At 34.3% G+C, this 20,074-nt stretch carries 21 protein-coding genes; all 21 read right to left on the bottom strand.

The features are described 5' to 3' along the window. Nucleotides 1–11 precede the first annotated feature (11 nt). Nucleotides 12–806: a septum site-determining protein MinD gene (minD, locus tag DICTH_RS06235; RefSeq protein WP_012548796.1), complete on the bottom strand. Its 795-nt coding sequence runs from the start codon at nucleotides 804–806 to the stop codon at nucleotides 12–14. Next, nucleotides 799–1,407: a septum site-determining protein MinC gene (locus DICTH_RS06240; RefSeq protein WP_012547670.1), complete on the bottom strand. Its 609-nt coding sequence runs from the start codon at nucleotides 1,405–1,407 to the stop codon at nucleotides 799–801. Before DICTH_RS06240 ends, minD begins: the two co-directional genes overlap by 8 nt. After that, nucleotides 1,404–3,128: a penicillin-binding protein 2 gene (gene mrdA / locus DICTH_RS06245; RefSeq protein WP_012547701.1), complete on the bottom strand. Its 1,725-nt coding sequence runs from the start codon at nucleotides 3,126–3,128 to the stop codon at nucleotides 1,404–1,406. The genes DICTH_RS06240 and mrdA overlap by 4 nt, the downstream gene beginning before the upstream one ends. Continuing rightward, complete coding sequence (locus DICTH_RS06250; protein WP_012548747.1) at nucleotides 3,125–3,574, bottom strand: hypothetical protein; 450 nt, start codon at nucleotides 3,572–3,574, stop codon at nucleotides 3,125–3,127. Before DICTH_RS06250 ends, mrdA begins: the two co-directional genes overlap by 4 nt. Continuing rightward, nucleotides 3,559–4,347, bottom strand: coding sequence for a rod shape-determining protein MreC (gene mreC / locus DICTH_RS06255; protein ID WP_012547431.1), 789 nt, complete (start codon nucleotides 4,345–4,347; stop codon nucleotides 3,559–3,561). Before mreC ends, DICTH_RS06250 begins: the two co-directional genes overlap by 16 nt. Continuing rightward, nucleotides 4,347–5,393 carry a rod shape-determining protein gene (locus DICTH_RS06260; RefSeq protein ID WP_012547186.1) on the bottom strand — a complete coding sequence of 349 codons (1,047 nt, stop codon included), beginning with the start codon at nucleotides 5,391–5,393 and terminating at the stop codon, nucleotides 4,347–4,349. Before DICTH_RS06260 ends, mreC begins: the two co-directional genes overlap by 1 nt. Before the next feature lie 35 nt (nucleotides 5,394–5,428). Further along, a complete protein-coding gene (locus DICTH_RS06265; RefSeq protein ID WP_012548209.1) occupies nucleotides 5,429–6,010 on the bottom strand; it encodes a Maf family protein in 582 nt (193 codons plus the stop codon). Next, complete coding sequence (locus tag DICTH_RS06270; RefSeq protein ID WP_012546980.1) at nucleotides 6,007–6,843, bottom strand: YitT family protein; 837 nt, start codon at nucleotides 6,841–6,843, stop codon at nucleotides 6,007–6,009. Before DICTH_RS06270 ends, DICTH_RS06265 begins: the two co-directional genes overlap by 4 nt. Beyond that, nucleotides 6,827–7,567: a WecB/TagA/CpsF family glycosyltransferase gene (locus DICTH_RS06275; protein ID WP_012546907.1), complete on the bottom strand. Its 741-nt coding sequence runs from the start codon at nucleotides 7,565–7,567 to the stop codon at nucleotides 6,827–6,829. Before DICTH_RS06275 ends, DICTH_RS06270 begins: the two co-directional genes overlap by 17 nt. After that, a complete protein-coding gene (gene csaB, locus DICTH_RS06280) occupies nucleotides 7,555–8,577 on the bottom strand; it encodes a polysaccharide pyruvyl transferase CsaB (protein WP_012547940.1) in 1,023 nt (340 codons plus the stop codon). Before csaB ends, DICTH_RS06275 begins: the two co-directional genes overlap by 13 nt. A gap of 1 nt (nucleotide 8,578) precedes the next feature. Further along, a protein-coding gene (gene prfB / locus DICTH_RS06285; protein WP_143707875.1) for a peptide chain release factor 2 occupies nucleotides 8,579–9,689 on the bottom strand; the annotation gives its coding sequence in 2 pieces (ribosomal slippage) (nucleotides 8,579–9,610 and nucleotides 9,612–9,689; 1,110 coding nt in all). Continuing rightward, nucleotides 9,690–12,053, bottom strand: a complete 2,364-nt coding sequence (secA, locus tag DICTH_RS06290; RefSeq protein WP_012547673.1) for a preprotein translocase subunit SecA — start codon at nucleotides 12,051–12,053, stop codon at nucleotides 9,690–9,692. Next, nucleotides 12,053–12,592 carry a ribosome hibernation-promoting factor, HPF/YfiA family gene (hpf, locus tag DICTH_RS06295; protein WP_012548091.1) on the bottom strand — a complete coding sequence of 180 codons (540 nt, stop codon included), beginning with the start codon at nucleotides 12,590–12,592 and terminating at the stop codon, nucleotides 12,053–12,055. The genes secA and hpf overlap by 1 nt, the downstream gene beginning before the upstream one ends. A 23-nt stretch (nucleotides 12,593–12,615) precedes the next feature. Next, entirely contained in the window at nucleotides 12,616–13,311 is a 696-nt protein-coding gene (locus DICTH_RS06300) for a ComF family protein (RefSeq protein ID WP_012547505.1), read from the bottom strand. Next, the gene (wecB, locus tag DICTH_RS06305; RefSeq protein WP_012547863.1) at nucleotides 13,308–14,450 is read right to left on the bottom strand and encodes a non-hydrolyzing UDP-N-acetylglucosamine 2-epimerase; all 1,143 of its coding nucleotides are present in this window, start codon (nucleotides 14,448–14,450) and stop codon (nucleotides 13,308–13,310) included. The genes DICTH_RS06300 and wecB overlap by 4 nt, the downstream gene beginning before the upstream one ends. Next, nucleotides 14,447–15,340: an agmatinase gene (gene speB, locus DICTH_RS06310; protein WP_012547330.1), complete on the bottom strand. Its 894-nt coding sequence runs from the start codon at nucleotides 15,338–15,340 to the stop codon at nucleotides 14,447–14,449. The genes wecB and speB overlap by 4 nt, the downstream gene beginning before the upstream one ends. Continuing rightward, nucleotides 15,327–15,728: an adenosylmethionine decarboxylase gene (speD, locus tag DICTH_RS06315; protein WP_012547791.1), complete on the bottom strand. Its 402-nt coding sequence runs from the start codon at nucleotides 15,726–15,728 to the stop codon at nucleotides 15,327–15,329. Before speD ends, speB begins: the two co-directional genes overlap by 14 nt. A gap of 92 nt (nucleotides 15,729–15,820) precedes the next feature. Then, nucleotides 15,821–17,062 (bottom strand): phosphoribosylamine--glycine ligase, encoded by a 1,242-nt coding sequence (gene purD, locus DICTH_RS06320; RefSeq protein ID WP_012547070.1) that lies wholly within the window; start codon nucleotides 17,060–17,062, stop codon nucleotides 15,821–15,823. Nucleotides 17,063–17,066: 4 nt separating this feature from the next. After that, nucleotides 17,067–17,684, bottom strand: coding sequence for a phosphoribosylglycinamide formyltransferase (purN, locus tag DICTH_RS06325; RefSeq protein ID WP_012548286.1), 618 nt, complete (start codon nucleotides 17,682–17,684; stop codon nucleotides 17,067–17,069). Continuing rightward, the gene (gene purM, locus DICTH_RS06330) at nucleotides 17,657–18,742 is read right to left on the bottom strand and encodes a phosphoribosylformylglycinamidine cyclo-ligase (RefSeq protein ID WP_012547159.1); all 1,086 of its coding nucleotides are present in this window, start codon (nucleotides 18,740–18,742) and stop codon (nucleotides 17,657–17,659) included. The genes purN and purM overlap by 28 nt, the downstream gene beginning before the upstream one ends. After that, the gene (gene purF, locus DICTH_RS06335; protein WP_012548168.1) at nucleotides 18,685–20,070 is read right to left on the bottom strand and encodes an amidophosphoribosyltransferase; all 1,386 of its coding nucleotides are present in this window, start codon (nucleotides 20,068–20,070) and stop codon (nucleotides 18,685–18,687) included. Before purF ends, purM begins: the two co-directional genes overlap by 58 nt. Between the last annotated feature and the right edge of the window lie 4 nt (nucleotides 20,071–20,074).

Raw genomic sequence — 20,074 nt, forward strand, 5'->3', positions numbered from 1 at the left:
TCACCCTCCTCTTACCCTCTAAAGAACTTAAAAATTCTTTCTAAGAACGTCTCATTTTTCTCAAGTTCATCCCAAGACACATCTTCTCCCAGAAGCCTTTTTACTATGAGACTAAAAGCAAGTCCAGATTTATATTTATCAGCACCATATATTATAGGTTCCCCCTTATTTACACTAATTATTAGATTCTCATCCTCGGGAATAATACCCAAAAGCTCTATAGACAATATCTCCAAAAGATCATCAACACCAAGCATCTCTCCATTTTTTACCATATCAAACCTTACCCTGTTCACTATAAGCCTTGGCTCTCCAAATCCGTTAGCTTCCAATAGGCCAATAACTCTATCAGCATCTCTCACAGAGGAAACCTCTGGGGTAGTAATAACTATAGCCTCATCAGCTCCAGATATAGCAGATCTAAATCCATGTTCAATACCAGCAGGAGAATCTATTAGGACAAAATCAAAGTCTCTCTTTAATTCATTAATAAGAGATCTCATCTGATCTATGCTTACTGCTTCCTTTTCCTTCGTTTGAGCTGCTGGTAAAAGATAAAGATTGTTTAATCTTTTATCTTTTACAAGAGCTTGCCTTAAATTACACCTTCCCTCCACCACATCTACAAGATTATAGACTATTCTATTCTCAAGACCAAGCAATAAATCAAGATTTCTTAGCCCAATATCAGTGTCAACAAGAGCCGTTTTAAACCCCCTCATAGCAAGTCCAGTACCAATATTTGCCACCGCGGTTGTTTTTCCAACACCACCTTTTCCTGAAGTTATTACGATAGCCTTACCCATCCCTTTTACCCCCTGAATATTTACTTATTTTTATCTCTCCATCCTCCACATAAACCCAATATCCAAATTCATTGTTTTTCTTTTTTAATTTAGAAAGGTCTAGAATATAACCTGCTATCTGTATTTTTTCAGGCTCAAGCTCAAGAGCAAAAATCGTAGCTTTATCGTTATTCTCATATCCAGCCCAGATAGACCCTCTAACTTTTCCTAAAACAAAAACATTCCTGTTACAAATTATCTCTGATCCTGAATTAACGTCACCTATAATAAGCAGGCTATCCTTAACGTTTAAAAGTTTTCCACTTCTTATAGGACCTAAAACTATCTTAGCAGTATTAGAATTGGAAATTTTTAACTTAAAAAGTTCCTTGCTTAACATTATACCATATTTATCGTAGATTTCTTTTCTAAATTCTTGCCAATCTTCTTCTTTTATTTCCTTACCTTGAAAATCCACATATATACTACTACCTTTTAAAAAACTACTCTTTTCTTCTATTTCAGCAATAATTAAACTTCTTATATCATCCCAATTAAGACTTGGATCAAGAACAATTTTTATTCCCTCTTTTAAATCGCCTTTAAAAAATATCTTACTCAATTTTTTATTCCCCCCTTGACTATGTATTCTATCACTTTTTTAGCTATAGGTGCTGCCCTACCTCCACCACTCTTGCCATGTTCTACAAACACAGTAACCACATATTGAGGATTCTCCGAAGGGAAAAAACAAGAAAACCAAGCATGACTTTCACCATGAGGATTTTCTGCGGTTCCAGTTTTTCCCGAAATATTAACTCCAGGTATGCGAGTAGCCAAACCCGTCCCTTCATCTACTACTTTTCTCATGCCCTTTTTTAATACAGACCAAGAGCTTGGGCTTATGTTCACTTTTCCTATTAATTCAGGTTTGACGATCTCCTCACTCCCATCTACCCCTATAATCTTAGAGACTAAATGAGGTTTATACAGCATTCCTTCAGTTGCGATAATACTCATCATTGCATGTATCTCTATAGGCGTGACAAGTACATACCCCTGACCAATAGAAAGATTAAGGGTGTCACCTGGATACCAAGGTTCCTTTAGTTTATTCCCTTTCCATTCTCGAGAAGGAATAAAACCCCTTAACTCTCCAGGCAGATCTATTCCTGTCTTAGAATCTAAAAAAAATCTACGGGCATAATCTTCGATAACTCTGTCACCAACCCTTAATCCTACATTAAAAAATACCACATTACAAGATTGAGCAATTCCATCAATGAAATCTAAACGACCATGGCCTCCCTTTTTCCAACATTTAAATATATACTTTCCCATCCAATATTCTCCAGGACAAAAAAACCTATCATCAGGAGAGACTTTTTTATTTTCAAGAGCAGAAAGCGCAACTATCAATTTAAAAATTGAACCAGGCGGATACAGAGAGGATATAGCACGGTTATTTAAGGGATTATCAGGGTTTTTAATCAAATCCTCCCATTCTTTTTTGGTAAACCCCTCAATAAACTTATTAGGATCAAAAGAGGGATGACTAACAAGAGCCAAAATTTCTCCAGTCCATGGGTTAGAAACAATTATTACTCCCTTTTCTTCTCCTAATGCTTCTTCAGCAACCCTTTGAAGCTCAATATCAATACTTGTTACAATTGATTTACCAGGAATAGGATCTTTTTGTGCAGTAATGATTCTTTTATCCTTAGATGCATATAAAGAAACTCCCCTAAACCCTTTTTTTCCTCTTAATACCTTCTCGTAACTTGCCTCTAAACCATATTTTCCGCTTTTCTCTCCTAAAGAATAATCTGCCTCTTCACTCTCTAATTCTTCTTTGCTAACCTCTCCCATATAACCTAAGACGTGAGCCGCAATAGTTCCGTAAGGATAAGACCTATCAAATTCCATATTTATGGTAAAAGAAGGTAAACTATCTCGATTCGCTTCTAATAAAATAATTTCCTTAGGAGTAAGCTTCCTTTTTAATAAATAAGCCGGCATATAGGGAGATATTTTTTCGTATATTTTTTGAATATCCTCGATCTTAACCCCTACTATTTCAGATAATTTACTAATCTTACTCTTTTCAAATTTATAAGGAGGAATCAAATATAAAGAATAAACTATTTTATTTTCAGCTAAAATGTTATTATTCCTATCATAAATGATACCTCTAGGAGCTGGAAGCACCATTGATTTTAAATAATTTCTTTCAGAAAGATCTGCATAGAAATCTTTATTGTACACTTGCAGATAGAAAAGACGTAATAAGATCAGTATTAATCCCAACTCTATAATTCTTTTAAACACTAATTCTTTACTCATTTTTGTTCTTCATTAGAATATATCTCAGGAAGTAAGAAATAAAAAGGAATAAAAAACAATAAATTAAAACTCAAGAACTTTAATAAATCCAGCCAATAGTTAAAACCTAATGCATAACCTGTTCTCCAAAATATAAAAGAATAAACACTTAGACTTATTATCAAAAAGAAGGAGGCACTTTTATGGATAGATATAAAACTTCTTCTCCACATGTTTATTATAATCTCTATGATTATCCAGTATAGAATTATACTGATGGTAGAGGCTGAGGAAAGCGCCATCAAAACCAGAATAAATAATAAAGAAATCCCTTGAAAATATATTTTCTTGAAAACTAAAAAAACGAAAAATAATAACAATAAATCAGGTACCACGTTGCCAATCTTAAATTGAGTTTGGAAAATTCCCAACAAAAAAACAAGAATAAAGGTTAGAATCTTAGACAAACCGCAACCCCCTTTATATTTGATACATCTTCGAAAGGTAGTATTCTTATACTAGAAAAAGATAATATTGCCTTCTCCCTTAGATCAGCTATGTAGCCAACTTTTAAGCCATAAGGAATATTATCCTCGGTACCAGAAGTTATCAAAGTATTTCCTTTCTCTATACCATGATCAGAAAAAAGATAAGACATCTCTAAATGGTCATACCCACCCCTCAGTATACCTTGATCTTTAGTTTCTAAAACAGTGACACCGATTATAAAATTAGGATCATAGATGGTTCTTACTACGGAATAATATTTTTCCGTCTTTATAATTCTACCAACCACCTGATCTTTATATAAAACCACCATTCCTACTCTTATTCCATCAGCATATCCTTTATTTATCTTTAACTCCAAGTTCCACTTAACAGGATCCCTACCTACAACATCTGCATAAACTATCTCAATTCTTCTATCAACTAAGTCTTTCAGCCATGGAAGATAATCTTCTCTCTTTTTTATATTCTCTAAAATAAGTTTGAGATTTTGATTTTCTTTATATAAGTTAAGTACTTCTTTTTGCAGATCCGAGATTTCTTTCTGCAAGTTTTCAGTAACAGTAATATAAGATTTAAAATCCTTCCAAAAATCTTCTAAACTGGTAAAAAAATGATTAAAAGAGTACTGTACCCAAAAAGCTAAATTTTCTAAATAACCAGCACCCCATAGAATTATGGACAAAAAAACAAGGAATAAAAATAGTCTCCATATATTCTTATCTTTCTTCATTAATAGTTTTCCGACGCATTAGATAAAACTTGCTTATACTTCTCAAATTCTTCAATAATCTTTCCTGTACCCTTTACTACACATAAAAGTGGATCCTCTGCTACTATAGTTGATACACCTATCTGTTCAGAGATATAACTATCTAACCCCCTCAAAAGTGCTCCTCCTCCTGCAAGTACTATGCCCTTATCGATTATATCTGCAGCAAGCTCTGGAGGAGTTTTCTCAAGAGTCTCCCTTATAGACTCTACAATAATATCAACAGTATCTTTTAAAGCGTCCCTTATCTCCTCTGATGTAAGCTCAATATTTCTTGGGACACCTGTCAAAAGATCTCTCCCTTTTACTTCCATATAATCCTTATTTTCTTCTCCAAAAGCAACATTACCAAGCTTAATCTTAATTTCCTCAGCAGTACGCTCACCAATAAAAAGATTGTACTTCTTCTTAACATAATGAATTATTGCCTCATCCATTTCGTCCCCTGCAACTTTTATGGATGTACTCACTACTATTCCCCCTAAAGAAATTACTGCTATCTCTGTGGTTCCACCACCTATATCTACAATGATATTTCCTGATGGTTCCCAAATAGGGAGATCTGCTCCAAGAGCACTAGCTATAGGCTCAGTAACTAGCAAAACATCTCTTGCTCCAGCTGAATATGCTGTATCAATAACAGCTCTCCTTTCAACAGGCGTTGTACCCGAAGGAATTCCTATAACCATCCTAGGACTCACTAAAAAATCTCTCTTATTATGTACTTTCTCAATGAAATAACGAATCATTTTTTCTGCTGCATCAAAATCAGCTATTACACCATCTTTTAATGGCCTTATAGTAACTATCTCTTCAGGGGTCCTTCCCAACATCTTTTTTGCCTCTTCCCCTACTGCAACAACTTTCTTGTCACTTCTTCTTATAGCCACCATAGAGGGCTCAAAAGCCACAATTCCCTTTCCCCTTACATATACCACTGTATTAGCAGTTCCAAGATCAATTCCTAAGTCTTTTGAAAAAAGTCCTGATAAAAAATTAAATGCCATAACTCCTCCTTCTTTCCCTTTTAGAATTTGACTAACTATAAAAGGCTATAACCTAACCTATTTAAAAGAGAATTTAATCTTACTAAAGGCAATCCAACTATATTATAGTAATCACCTTCTATTTTTTCAACGAGAAGTGCACCTTTCCCTTGTATTCCATAGGCACCAGCTTTATCCATAGGTTCACCAGTAGCTATATATCTTTCTATTTCTTCCTCAGAGTAATCTCTCATCTTCACCTTACTTCTTACCACCGAAACTAATACTTTATCTTCTGGCGTTTCCATAACAGCAACACCTGAAAAAACAAAATGATACCTACCTCTCAATTTTCTTAAAATTCTCCTCGCATCCTTTTCATTAGTAGGTTTTCCTATTATCTCTCCATCAATAACCACCACTGTATCTGCTCCAATTATTATTGCATTTCTATAATCTTCAGCTACTTTTTGAACCTTCATTATGGCATTCTTTTTTACTACTTCAACAGGAGACCTTTTTTCTCCATTACCCTCTTCTTCAACATTTGGAGAAACAACTTTAAAATCAACACCCATATGCTTTAATAGATCAATTCTTCTTGGCGAATTAGATGCTAATATTATCTCTTTCTTCATCTCTGAAAAGACTTAAATCCCTCCCCTAATACTTCGTGAGCTGGAGAAATCACTACAAAAGCCTTCGGATCACAACTATGAATTATCTCTTTTAATTTGCCAACCTCAGATTGACTTACTACACAATACAAAATTTCCCTATCTTTTCCAGTATACATACCTTTACCATAAAAAATTGTTACTCCTCTTCCAAGCCCCTTAAGTATTTTTTCACCGATTTCTCTAGGGTTGTCAGAGAAAACTAAAGCCGCTTTCGTATAAGATAGACCCTGTTGCACTAGGTCAATAGCATAACCTTGAATTAAAATTACAAGTAAGGCATAAAGAGCTAAGACAAAATCAAAAATAAAACCAGCAGAAAGAACAATTATACCATCAATAATAAGTAAAGCTTGTCCAAGATTAAGTCCTGTAAAATGAGATAACACTTGAGCCAGTATATCAGTTCCTCCTGTAGATCCTCCATACTTGAAAACAATTCCAAGCCCAATACCCCCCAATATACCTCCATATACAGTAGCAAGGATAGGATCTTTTACTTGAGGAAGCCCAAAAAGAGTTAAGAGATCAATAAATAAAGAAAGGATCACCGTACCATAGATAGTTTTTATCCCAAAATGAAGCCCCAAAACTTTTACACCAAGCAAAAATATAGGAATATTTAAAAGAAGCATTACAATACCAACAGGGGTTTTGAAAACATGATATAAAATAATGGCGATACCACTAACTCCACCTCCAACAAGCTTGTTGGGCACTAAGAAGATATCTATACTTAGAGCTATAAGAAAAGCTCCAAAAGAAATTCCTAAGAATTCAATTGTTTTTCTCATAATACTCATACTTAAAATAAAATTTTATAAACTTTATAAGGTTTGGAACTCTATTTAATATCCTTTTCGGATCCTGTAATATCCTATATAACCATTCTAAATTTAATTTCCTTATTATTTCAGGTGCTCTCTTTTTTTTACCGGAAAGAACATCAAAACTCCCTCCAACTCCCATTGCTATTTTAACATTTAATCTATTTTTATATCTATCGATAAAAATCTCTTGCTTAGGGAAACCTAAAGCTACAAACAATATACCTGCTCCTGAGTTATTAACTTCCTCAATAATACTATCTTCTTCCTCCTCCTTAAAATATCCATCCCTATAACCCGCAATCACTAAATTAGGATACCTCAACTTCAACCTATCTACCATACTCTCTACTACTTCCTTCTTTGCCCCTAAAAAGTAAACTGGCACTTTTAAAGTCTCTGCCAAAGTCAAAATTTCAAGCATAGCTTCAATTCCAGGAAATCTTTTCACATTAAATCCCATCTTCTTACTAAGAAGTAAAACTCCAACCCCGTCAGGTAAATTAATTTCAGATCTCATTAGGATCCCTCTAAAATTCTCATCTTCCGTAGCCCTTGCAATCATTTCAGCATTAGGAGTAAAAATACTTATGCACTTATCTCCTACAAAGAACTTTGTAATCTCATTTTTAAATTCTTCTGTACTATCAAAAGCATAAAACCTAATGCCTAATATATTTACAATCTGCATAACACCTCTTCAAAATTAGCAATATCCTCTTTAGCTTTTTCTTTCAGTATCTTCCCTTTTGAGAGCAAATAATCCTTGTAGTCTTTATAATTCTCTTCTATTTCATTAACATAGCACAAAATTTTATCCCATGAAAAGTCCTTAATTATAAATTTCCATCCTATATCATGACAAAAGGCCTCTACCTTTTCATCATAGGATATCGCAATAAAAGGAATACCTGAAAGAACACTCAGGATACAACTATGAAGCCTCATTCCTATAAACAATCTACAAGAAGAATAATAATCATAAAAATTAGGATCTTGAGGCTCTATCAAGTCAATTTTCTTAAATTTATCTTTTAAGATTTCATAGAATTGTGAGTCTTCTTGCTGGAAAGAAAAAAAATAAAAAGAGTCATATTTTGATATTAAAGTCTCAAGAGTAGAGTTTAGGTTTTCTAAATTTAAATTACCCCATTTTCTAAGATTAATACCTAATATTTTTTTATCTTCTTCTCTACTAGGAAAGGGTATATCTAATAAGAAGGCTAGATCTGTAGAAAGTATTATCTTGTCAGACCTAACCCCGAGTTTTTCAAGATAGTTTTTTGAAAAGGAATCTCTCACATATATTTTCTCTACATTGTTAAGAAAAAATCTCAGGAGAAACCCGTTTATTCTCTTTTTTAAAGGAGAAAAACTTTGACCAATTAAATAAACTTTTTTTTTGAAAAGCAGAGATAAAAAAATAATAAAAAGATAATAGTAAAAAGATTTACTGCTAGTCTTATCTTGAAATATACCTCCTCCTCCACCTATAACCACGTCAGTCCATCTTATTCCTTTCAAAATTTCGATAGAAAATTTGTTGAATTCTACAATGTCATCTTTTTGACCTTTGTTTACCTTATTTGTCAAAATTCCAACCTTATGATTTTTTCTAAAAACAGAAATTAAACTCCTTAAAAGCAGTTCATCACCCAAATTTCCCTCTCCATAATATCCAAAAAGGAGTAACTTTAACATTTTAAGCCTTACTCTTTTTCTTAAACTCACTATAAAGATAAGCTTCTATAAATGGATCTATTTCACCATCAATAACAGCTTGCACATTTCCAATTTCAAGACCTGTTCTGTGGTCTTTAACCAAGGTATAAGGATGGAAAACATAGGATCTTATCTGATTACCCCAGCTTATCTCCTGAACTTCCCCTTTTAAAGATGCAATCTTCTCCCTTCTCTTCTTTTCTTCAAGCTCTTCTAATCTTGCTTTTAAAACCCTTAAGGCCATTTCCTTATTAGCGTGTTGAGATCTTTCGTTTTGGCATTGAACTACTATACCCGTTGGAATGTGAGTAATTCTCACTGCTGATTCCACCTTATTCACATGTTGTCCACCCGCTCCTCCAGCTCTAAAAGTCTCTATTTTCAAATCTTCGGGCCTTATTTCAATGGTACTCTCAGGAAGTTCTGGAATTACTTCTACCAAGGCAAAAGATGTATGTCTTCTATGATTAGCATCAAAAGGCGAAATTCTAACTAACCTATGTACCCCTTTTTCACCCTTAAGATAACCGTAGGCTTTGTCTCCTTCAATCAATAAAGTAGCACTCTTTATCCCTGCCTCCTCGCCAGGAGATATATCAAGTATTTTTACCTGATATCCCTTTCTTTCCGCCCACCTTATATACATTCTTAGAAGAATTTCAGTCCAATCCTGAGCATCAGTACCACCTGTTCCTGCATGCAAAGATAAAATAGCATTTGCCTCATCATGAGGATCTTGTAGAATCATCTCAATCTCAAACTCTTTTAAACTATTTTCTACTTCTTTTAATTTTTTTTCAAATTCTTCTTTATATTCATCTCCCTCTTCTAATAGGTCCTTCCACTCCGACAGCTCTTTTATATCAGCCTTTAATTTTTCCCAATTTTCAATTTCTTTTTGAAGTTTATTATATTTAGTAAGAATTGGCTTTACTTTCTCTGCATCATCCCATCTGTGATTAGCAATCTCCATTTCAAGTGCTCTAAGTTCTTTTTTCTTGTCCTCAAGGTCAAAGATACCCCCCTAACTTATTAAATATATCAATTAGTTCTTCGTATTTGGCTATTAACTCATTTATAGATACTACCAATTAAGTTCTCCTCCCTTTTGCTGTAGTTTTACTTTCTTGAGTAGAGATATGAATATTGAATAAGTATCTTATACTCTCCCATTCAAAGCTCTCTACCATATCTTGAAACATTTGATAAGCTTCCTTTTTGTATTCTACCAAAGGATCGTGATGAGCTATAGCTCTGAGTCCAATACCATCTCTTAATGCATCCATATCATTAAGATGTTCTATCCATAATTTATCAATTACATAAAGAAGAACAATTCTCTGTATCTCTTTCCACATTTCTTCTCCAAATTCTTCTTTTTTCCTTTCATATCTCTCTCTTATTTTATTCTCTAATTTTTCCCTTATCTTTTCAGGGTCATCTTCGTTAATTATATCTTCCCAATCAAAAGGCAAGAAACCAAAAGTTTCTAAAAACATGTTCTTCCAACTGCTTTTATCTTCTTGATTAAACATAACATTGAAAAATCTATCGAGTACTCTATTCATTATCCTCTGTACAATATCTTCTAGATTTTCCATAAGTAATATTTTTCTTCTCTCTTTATAAACAATATCTCTTTGAGTATTTAGTACATCATCATATTCGAGCAATTGTTTTCTTATTTCAAAATTCATTCTTTCCACTTTTGCTTGGCTATTCTCAATAATCCTAGTAAGAAGCGGTGACTCAATAGGCTGTCCTCTTTCCATTCCTAATCTTTCCATTAAAGCCTTTATCTGATCTCCTCCAAAAAGTCTCAAAAGATCGTCCTCAAGAGAAAGATAAAATCTTGACGAACCTGGATCTCCCTGTCTTCCTGCTCTACCCCTCAACTGATTATCAATTCTTCGACTTTCATGTCTTTCTGTTCCAATCACATGAAGTCCTCCAAGTTCCGCTACTCCTTCTCCCAGAACTATATCTGTACCTCTTCCAGCCATATTGGTAGCAATAGTTACAGCATATTTTTGTCCTGCCTTAGCTATAATCTCAGCCTCTTTCTCATGATACTTAGCATTTAGTACATTATGAGGAATTCCTTTTTTCTTAAGCATCTTGCTCAGCCTTTCAGATTTCTCAATAGAAGTAGTACCAACCAGAACAGGCCTACCTATTTTATACATCTCTTCAATTTCTTTTACCACTGCTTCAAACTTTTCCTCTTCCGTTCTAAAGATAACATCAGGATAATTTATTCTTCTTAGGGGTTTATTAGGAGGTATTACTACCACTTCTAAGCCATATATTTTAACAAATTCTTCTTCTTCCGTAGCAGCTGTACCTGTCATACCCGCAAGTTTTTTATACATTCTAAAGTAGTTTTGGATAGAAATAGTAGCAAGAGTAACATTCTCCTCTCTTATTCTTACCCCTTCCTTTGCCTCTATTGCCTGATGTAATCCATCACTATATCTTCTTCCAAACATTAATCTGCCCGTAAACTCATCTACAATTATTACCTCACCATCTTTCACAATATAATCTCTATCCCTATGATAAAAATTCAAAGCCTTTAAACACTGAAGAAGGGCATGGGCAAGATCCATATTTTTGAAATCATAAAGATCTTTAACCCCAAGGAATTTCTCAGCCTTTCTCAAACCCTCCTCAGTTAAGGATACAGTCCTTGTTTTTTCATCAGTTGTATAATCTATGTCCTTCTTTAAGTACCTTGCAGCCCTTATAGCAAGCTTATAAATATGACTTTCACCCTTTGCAGGTCCAGATATAATCAAAGGTGTTCTTGCCTCATCTATTAATATACTATCTACCTCATCCACAATAGCATAATTAAGCTCTCTTTGAACAAGTTGATCAGGAGATAAAGCTATATTATCTCTTAGATAATCAAAACCAAATTCATTATTAGTACCATAGGTAATATCAGCCATATATGCCTTTCTTCTTTCCAAAGTAGGAGTGTCATTCTGCAAAAGGCCTACTTCCAAACCTAAGAATTCATAGATAGGCCCCATCCAATACCTATCTCTTTTAGCCAGATAATCATTTACTGTAACTATGTGAACTCCTTTTCCTTCCAAAGCATTAAGGTAAGCTGGCAGAGTTGCTACTAAAGTTTTTCCTTCTCCTGTCTGCATCTCCGCAATCTTTCCCTGATGAAGTACAATACCTCCCATAAGCTGCACATCAAAATGCCTCATTCCTATGGTTCTCTTAGCCACTTCTCTTACAACCGCGAAAGCCTCAACTAATAGGTCATCCAGACTTTCGCCTCTTTCTAATCTCTGTTTAAATTCAGGTGTTTTTCTCTTTAAATCTTCATCAGATAATTTACTTATCTCAGGCTCTAAGGCGTTAATCCTCTTAACGTATTCTTCTAGTTTTTTCAATGTACGAGCGTTAGAATCAAATAGCTTCGATAAAAAGCCCATTATTCCTCCTCTCCTATGATTAAACCATATTTTCCATCTTTTCTCTTGTACACTACTCCTATTCTGTCTGTCTCTGCATCTCTAAAAATAAAGAAGTCATGGCCTAAGAGTTCCATTTGCAAAATAGCTTCTTCAACATCCATTGGCTTTAATAAAAACCTCTTTACCTTAACTACTTGAGGTTTTTCTTCTACCTCTTTTTCTGCCAAAATCTCTCTAATACTCTCTGCTCTTCTGCCCTTATCTACTAACTTTTCTTTTAATCTCTTTAATTGAGTCTCAAGCTTATCTACTACGAGATCAATACTAGTTCTAAAATCTTGATTGGCTTCTGAAGCTTTTATTATTCTTCCATTAGCCTTTATCGTAACTTCAACTCTATGTCTCTTACTACCGTCTTTCCAATCCTCTTCTGAAAATAAAACCTCGATATTTTCAATATTGTCAAAAAATCTGGATAATCTAGAAAGCTTCTTTTCAGCATATTGCTGAAGATTATCAGTAATGTTAACATTTTTAGACACATAATTTATTTGCATAATAAAACCTCCCTACAAAATTTTTAAATAAGAGCCCTCACAGCTGTAAAAACATAAATCTTATTTAGAGAAAGATTTTCTCTTAAAGTTTTTGCACACTCCTTTAAAGTAGCCCCAGTTGTATAGACATCATCCACCAGAAGTATATTCCCACTAACTTTTTTATCCTCAATTACTCCAAAAGCATTTAAAACATTCTTCTCTCTTTCTCTCAGATTCAAACTCTTCTGAGGTTTTATATCTTTTTTTAGATAAAGTAAAGGTCCGTATGGAATTTTCAAATTTTTACCTAAGAAATGAGCAATATATTCGGACTGATTATATCCTCGATATACTAAAGCCCTATAACTCAGCGGTACATAAGTTATATAATCAATTCTCCACTCTCTTTTTAAGATTTTTTCTTTTCCTATTTGAGAAATAAAATCTGCTAAATAAGGTTTATTCTTAAATTTAAAGGAAGCTATAATCTCTTTCCACATGCCATCATAATAGGCTACAAACTCATAACTATCCCACACTTTTTTCTCTTTACTACAATTATAACAAATTTCTAAACTACCAGTAAGAGGCCTTCCGCACATCCCACAATAATTCTTAGGAAACTTCAACTTTTCAAAACAACTCTTGCACACAAAACCCTCAGAATATTTACCGCAAAATATACATCGTGTCGGAAATAGGATTTCAAAAAGTAGATCTTTTAGAAAAAAACTCATGGATTAAACTCTGAGGGTGGAGTATCAATAAACCCAAAATAATAAAGAAGAATATCTCTTATTCTCTCACTTGCCTTTCCATCACCATAAGGATTTATCGCCTTAGACATTTTTACGTACTCTTCCTTATTAAGAATAAGTCTTCTCACCTCTCTTACAATACTCTCTTTAGAAGTACCTACAATCTTCACAGTTCCTGCTTCTACTGCCTCAGGCCTTTCTGTAACTTCTCTTAAAACAAGCACAGGCTTTCCTAAAGAAGGAGCCTCCTCCTGTAATCCCCCAGAATCCGTTAAGACTAGATAACACTTATCTAAGAGGTATACCATAGTTACATAGTCTACAGGAGGAATCAATATAGCCCTCTTGTTATCTTTAAGGACTGAATATACTTGTTCTCTAACCAAGGGATTGGGATGAACTGGAAAAACTACGTAAAAATCCTCAAATTCCTTCAAAATCTCATCTAAAGCCAGTACAATATTTTTAAGAGGTTCACCCCAATTCTCTCTACGATGGGCTGTAACAAGAATAAATTTTTCGGGAAGATTTTTAACTAAATCTTGAGGTTTTAGTTGATTCATATTCCTATGAACAAAAAGCAACGCATCTATAACAGTATTTCCTGTGATAAATATATTCTCTTTAGGTACCCTCTCATTTATTAAATTATCTTTCGCTCTTTGTGTTGGAGCAAAATGTAAATCAGCAAGAACACCAGTAAGATGTCTATTCATCTCTTCAGGATAAGGCTGATATTTATTATAAGTTCTCAAACCTGCTTCCACATGTCCTATAGGTAACTTTTTATAAAATGCTGCTAAGCTTGCTGCAAAAGTTGTAGTTGTATCACCATGAACAAGAACCATATCAGGAGGATCCTTCTGCCAAATAATATCAAGACCTTGCAGAACCTTTACTGTGATGTGAGTAAGAGTTTGTTTCTCTTGCATAATATTCAAATCATAATCACTTTTTAAACCAAATATCTCAATTACCTGATCTAAAAGCTCTCTATGCTGAGCTGTAAGTATAATTTGCAAATCAAAGAATTCTGATTCCTTTATGATCTTTGCAACAGGAGCCATCTTTATAGCTTCAGGTCTTGTACCAAATACAAGAGAAATTTTCTTCTTCATAGTCTTTTCTCTAAAGAATATTTCTTATAATATCCTATGATCTTATAAATTAACCTTGCTGCCATATAATCCGGATATATAAGTCCAGGAATTGGAGAAAACTCTACCAGATCAATCCCTATGACTTTTTTATTTTTGAAAACTTCTCTTAGCAATGAAAGAACTTGATACCAAGAAAGACCACCTGGCTCTGGTGTACCTACTGCAGGCATTTCAGCAGGATTAAACACATCAAAATCGAGAGTTATATAAACTTCATCCTTCAGACTTTTTAAAATATCCTCAATCAAGGTTGTATTAAACCTTTCCTGAAACTTATAATCAAAGTATACCTTTATGTTATCTCTTTCCTTTACATATTTCTTCTCTTCTTCTGACATACTTCTTATACCAACCTGAACTATATCTAATGTCTCTGAGGCTTCTCGCAAAGCACAAGCATGATTATTTTTAGTCCCCTCATATTCATTCCTTAGATCTGAATGGGCATCAAGATGTAATACTGAAAAATGCTTGTATTTCTTATTGTAAGCCCTTAATATTCCCTTAGTAATTGTATGCTCTCCGCCTATAAAAATAGGAAAATGATCGTAATCAATAATGTTAAAAGTAAGTTCTTCTATCTCTTCAAGAACTTTTTCAACATTTCCCAAAGATAATAAAAGATCTGGATAGGTATATATACCAATTTCTGCTGGAATATCATCAAGCTCTTCGTCGTAGAGTTCTAAATTATAAGAAGCAGATAAAATTGCTTGGGGGCCTTCCTTTGTGCCTTTTTTATAAGTAGTTGTTACTTCGAGAGGATAAGAAATAATAAGTACTTTTGCTTTTTCAGGATTGGTAAAAGGAAGGCCCCCAAAAGATGGCAGTGGTCTATATTGTTGCATTCCTTCCTCTTTTAAGGAGATTAATAGGAAATTCTCTACCTCTTACTAATATTTCCCATTCTGTCTTTTCTGCAGATAATTTTTTCTCAATAATTTCTTTAGCAAGGTCAATATTAAAGGTCTTACAGGAGAAGATGTCCACACTTGCATAATTAAGATCTGGCCATGTGTGAATTGCTATATGACTTTCCGCAATTAATACTACACCTGAAATTCCCCAATCCAAAGGATCATCCTCTGGAACATACCTCATAACATATGGAGGCATGATCTTCTGCATACCGATCTGTTCTGGAAGTTCGTCCAGAAGATCATAAATAAATTTTACGTCTTCTAACTTCTCTTTAGGACAACCATATAAATCTAAAACTAAATGCGGTCCTAACATCTCTTCTCCTTACTTCCCCTTTCTTCAAAATTATGTTCAACGCTAAATATAATACAATTAGACCCCTATGTCAATAATTTTGGGAAAAATTTTTATAGATTCTCGACTTCAATAGCAATATCCCTGCGGTAATACATATTCTCAAAACTGATATTGTTAATATTTCTATATACTTTCTCTCTGGCTTCTTTAAAGCTTTCTCCAAGAGCAACCACATTAAGAACTCTTCCGCCAGCAGTAACTAATTTTCCATCCATAACTTTAGTTCCAGCATGAAATATTATTACTTCTTTGCTCTCTCTTATACTAATCTCTTTCCCAACCTCATACTTATCAGGATATCCCTTTGAAGCAATTACCACACACACAGCCTTTTTATCTTTTACCTTCTGATTTCTCCAAACTTCTTCTCTAAAAGAGAGTAAAGAAAAATCTAAAAGTGGTAAAATTACTTGAGCTTCTGGATCCCCAAGTCTCACATTAAACTCTAAAACATAAGGTTCACCATTCACCAAAATAAGCCCACCGTATAAAAATCCCTCATATTTAAAACCCATTTTGTAAATCTCTTCCATAAGAGGTTTAAAAATCTTTTTGTCACATACATTAATAAGTTTCTCATCTATCCAAGGTACAGGAGCGTAAGATCCCATTCCTCCTGTATTTGGTCCAGTATTACCTTCTCCTACTCTCTTATAATCTTGAGCAGGCGGAAGATAATAAATCTTTTCACCTTTGATGGCTGCTATGAGAGAAAACTCCTTACCTTCAAGAAATTTCTCAATAACTACCTTCTTCCCTGCCTCCCCAAGTATTCCTTCATTTAAAAGCTTATTTGCTATATCCAATCCTTCTCCTTCGCTATTTACAATAAACACTCCCTTCCCAGCTGCAAGTCCGTCCGCCTTTATCACCAAGGGATACCTCTCTTTTTTCAAAAATTCTCTTACATCATTAAAATCATCAAAAATTCTAAAATCAGCGGTTGGTATTCCAGCCCTCTTCATAACTTCCTTTGCAAAAGCCTTGCTAGATTCGAATTTTGCCAAATCTTTGATAGGTCCCCATATTTCTAAACCATTTTCTTTGAACTTATCGGCTATCCCTAGGGCAAGAGGTAGTTCAGGCCCTATTATAGTCCAATCTATTTTATTTTCTTTAGCAAACCTTACTATGGACTCAATATCATCAACTCTAAAAGGTATGCACTCAGCAATATCACTTATACCTGGATTACCAGGAATTGCATATATCTTTTCTATGTTCTTATCTTGTGAAAGCTTCCAACAAATAGCATGTTCTCTACCTCCGCTTCCTACAACTAATACTTTCATGTTTTTACCCCCTCTTTTTAAAAACTACTCTTCTTCCAATTATTTCGTATTCTTCTGTTAATACTTTCTTAACTGACTCCACTATAAGCTTATGCTCTTCTTGAAGAATCCTTTCTGCTAAAGTCTCTGGAGTGTCATCGTCATAAACAGGAACAGCTCTTTGACCAATAATGGGTCCCGAATCTATCCCCTCATCTACAAAATGGACAGTACAACCCGATATTTTAACTCCATACTCCCAGGCCTGTTTTTGCGCCTCAAGCCCAGGAAAAGAAGGAAGGAGTGAAGGATGAATATTTATGATCCTATTAGGAAAAGCCTCAAGCAAAGTTTTTCCTACAATTTTCATATATCCAGCAAGAACTACTAAATCGACCCTAAAACTCTGCAAAATTTCTTTTATCTTTTCTTCATACTCCTTTTTATTTTTATAATTTTCCCTCTCCACTACAAAAACGGGAATATTTTCCCTTTTTGCCCTCTCTATGGCATAAGCAGAAGGATTATTACTTATAACCACAACAACTTCCGCAGGATAATCCTTATCCTTAGAAGCATCAATAAGAGCTTGAAGATTTGACCCTCTTCCTGAAACTAAGACTCCAAGACGCTTTCTTTCCATCTGATTTTCACACTTCTTTCTCCTTTACTTAATGAACCAATAACATACGCCTTTTCACCTGAATTCTTTAAGTCTTCTAAAATCTCGTTCTCTCTTTCCGATACAATAAGTATTAGACCTATTCCCATATTAAACACCTTAAAAGCTTCTTTCCATGTCAAATTTCCTTTTTTAATGAGAAACTTAAAAATCCAAGGAATCTCCCATAAAGAGGGATCAATTTCTGCCTGGATATGCCCAGGCAAAATCCTTGGTAAATTTCCAGGTATTCCTCCACCAGTTATATGAGCTATACCTAAGATATTATCCCTATACTTCTCTAGTAATGGCAGAATAACAGGTGAATATATTTTAGTGGGTTTCAATAGTTCCTCCAGTAAATCATGACCATCTATTTTCTTCCTAATAGAAATTCTCTTTTTCTTTAAGATATACCTAATCAATGAATACCCATTACTATGTAGCCCTGAGGAAGAAACTCCTATTAAAATATTCCCTTCCTGGATTTTACCCATTTTAGGAAGTAGATTTTCTTCTTCTACAATTCCAACCACAAAACCCGCAAGATCTATCTCCTTACCTTTATACACACCAGGCATTTCTGCAGTTTCTCCTCCAACAAGGCTACAATCAGCCTTTTTACATGCATTGGCAATACTTACAAGAACTTTTTTATATACCTCTGGATCTATCCTGCCTCCTGCAAAATAATCCATAAAAAACAAAGGTTTTGCTCCAGCCGTAAGAATATCATTAACGTTCATTGCCAAAAGATCTTCTCCAATAGTATCCAATTTTTTGTATTTTAGAGCTATCATTAATTTTGTTCCTACTCCATCAGTACTTGCCACAAGAATTGGATTTTCATATTCCTTAAGAGGAATTTTCAGCATACTTGCAAAACTGTTCCAAAAACTAAAAACATAAGGCTTATATGTAGAAACAATAAAATCTTTAACCTCACTAAGAGCTTTTTCTACTTTACTTATACTTACCCCACTCAAACTATAAGTAATACTTTTCCCTTTTCTTTTTTTACTATTTTCTTTCCGAAACATTCTCCACAATATCCCCTTTCTGGAAGAATACTCAAAAGCCCTTCTATACTTAAAAAGGCCACCGAATCAAATCCCAAAATTCTTGAGATCTCCTCAGGAGAGTAGTAATAACTAATCAATTCTTTAGTATTGGGAATATCAACACCATAATAGCAAGGATGAATAAGAGGAGGAGAAGAAAGTCTCAAATGTACCTCTTTTGCACCCTCTTCCCTAAGCTTCTCAGCAAGAATCTTTCCAGTAGTACCTCTAACCAGGGAATCATCCACTAAAACAATTCTCTTTCCCTTAATCAGATCACTGATAAAAAGAAACTTCATTCTAACTCCAGATTCTCTCTCTTTCTGCTTAGGCTGAATAAAAGTTCGCCCTACATAGTGACTTCGCATTAGTAACATCTGAAGAGGGATTCCTGATTCTTCACCATATCCTATTGCTGCAGGAATACCCGAATCAGGCACTGGCACAACCCAGTCTGCATCAACAGGAGCCTCTTTAGCAAGAACTTTTCCCATCTCTTTTCGGTAGTGATATACAGTCTTTCCGTCGTATATGCTATCAGGTCTCGAAAAATAGATGAATTCAAAAAGGCAAAACCGCGAAATATTGCTTTCTGCAAAGCTTTCTCTGCTTACTCTTCCATCCTTATCAATATAAATCATTTCTCCAGGCTTTACCTCTACCAATTCGGAAAGAGGATACTCTTTTAGGGCACAAGTCTCTGAAGCAAAGATATAACTTCCATCCTCCAATTTTCCTAAAAAAAGAGGCCTAAATCCGTAAGGATCTCTTATTCCATATACTCCTTCGTGAGATCCTATAACCAAAGAGTAACTACCTTCCACCTTAGAGAGTGCTTCCTTTACTCTTTCTTTTAAATCACTCATCTTAGATTTAGCTATTAAATGTAAAATAACCTCTGTATCAGAGGTGCTCTGAAAAATAACACCCTCTTTCTCTAAACCCCTTCGCAAAGAAACCGCATTTGAAATATGCCCATTGTGAGCAAGAGCAACATATCCATATCTTGGTAAATTTACTAGGAAAGGTTGAATGTTTTCTTTTTCAGTTTTTCCAGAAGTAGAATACCTTACATGTCCTACAGCTATTTTACCCTTCAATTTCTTTAATTTTTCTCCGTTAAAAATCTGAGATACAAGGCCAAAATCTTTATATAAGTAATACTCATTCCCAGAAAAAGTGACAATTCCTGCACTTTCTTGACCTCGATGTTGGAGTTTCAAAAGGCCTCTATATGCTATAAAACTTGCTTGTACTTTATCCCTAGTTAATACACCTACAACCCCACACTCCTCTTTTAGCTTCATAGAT

This window comes from Dictyoglomus thermophilum H-6-12, from assembly GCF_000020965.1.
Taxonomy (GTDB): Bacteria; Dictyoglomota; Dictyoglomia; order Dictyoglomales; family Dictyoglomaceae; genus Dictyoglomus; species Dictyoglomus thermophilum.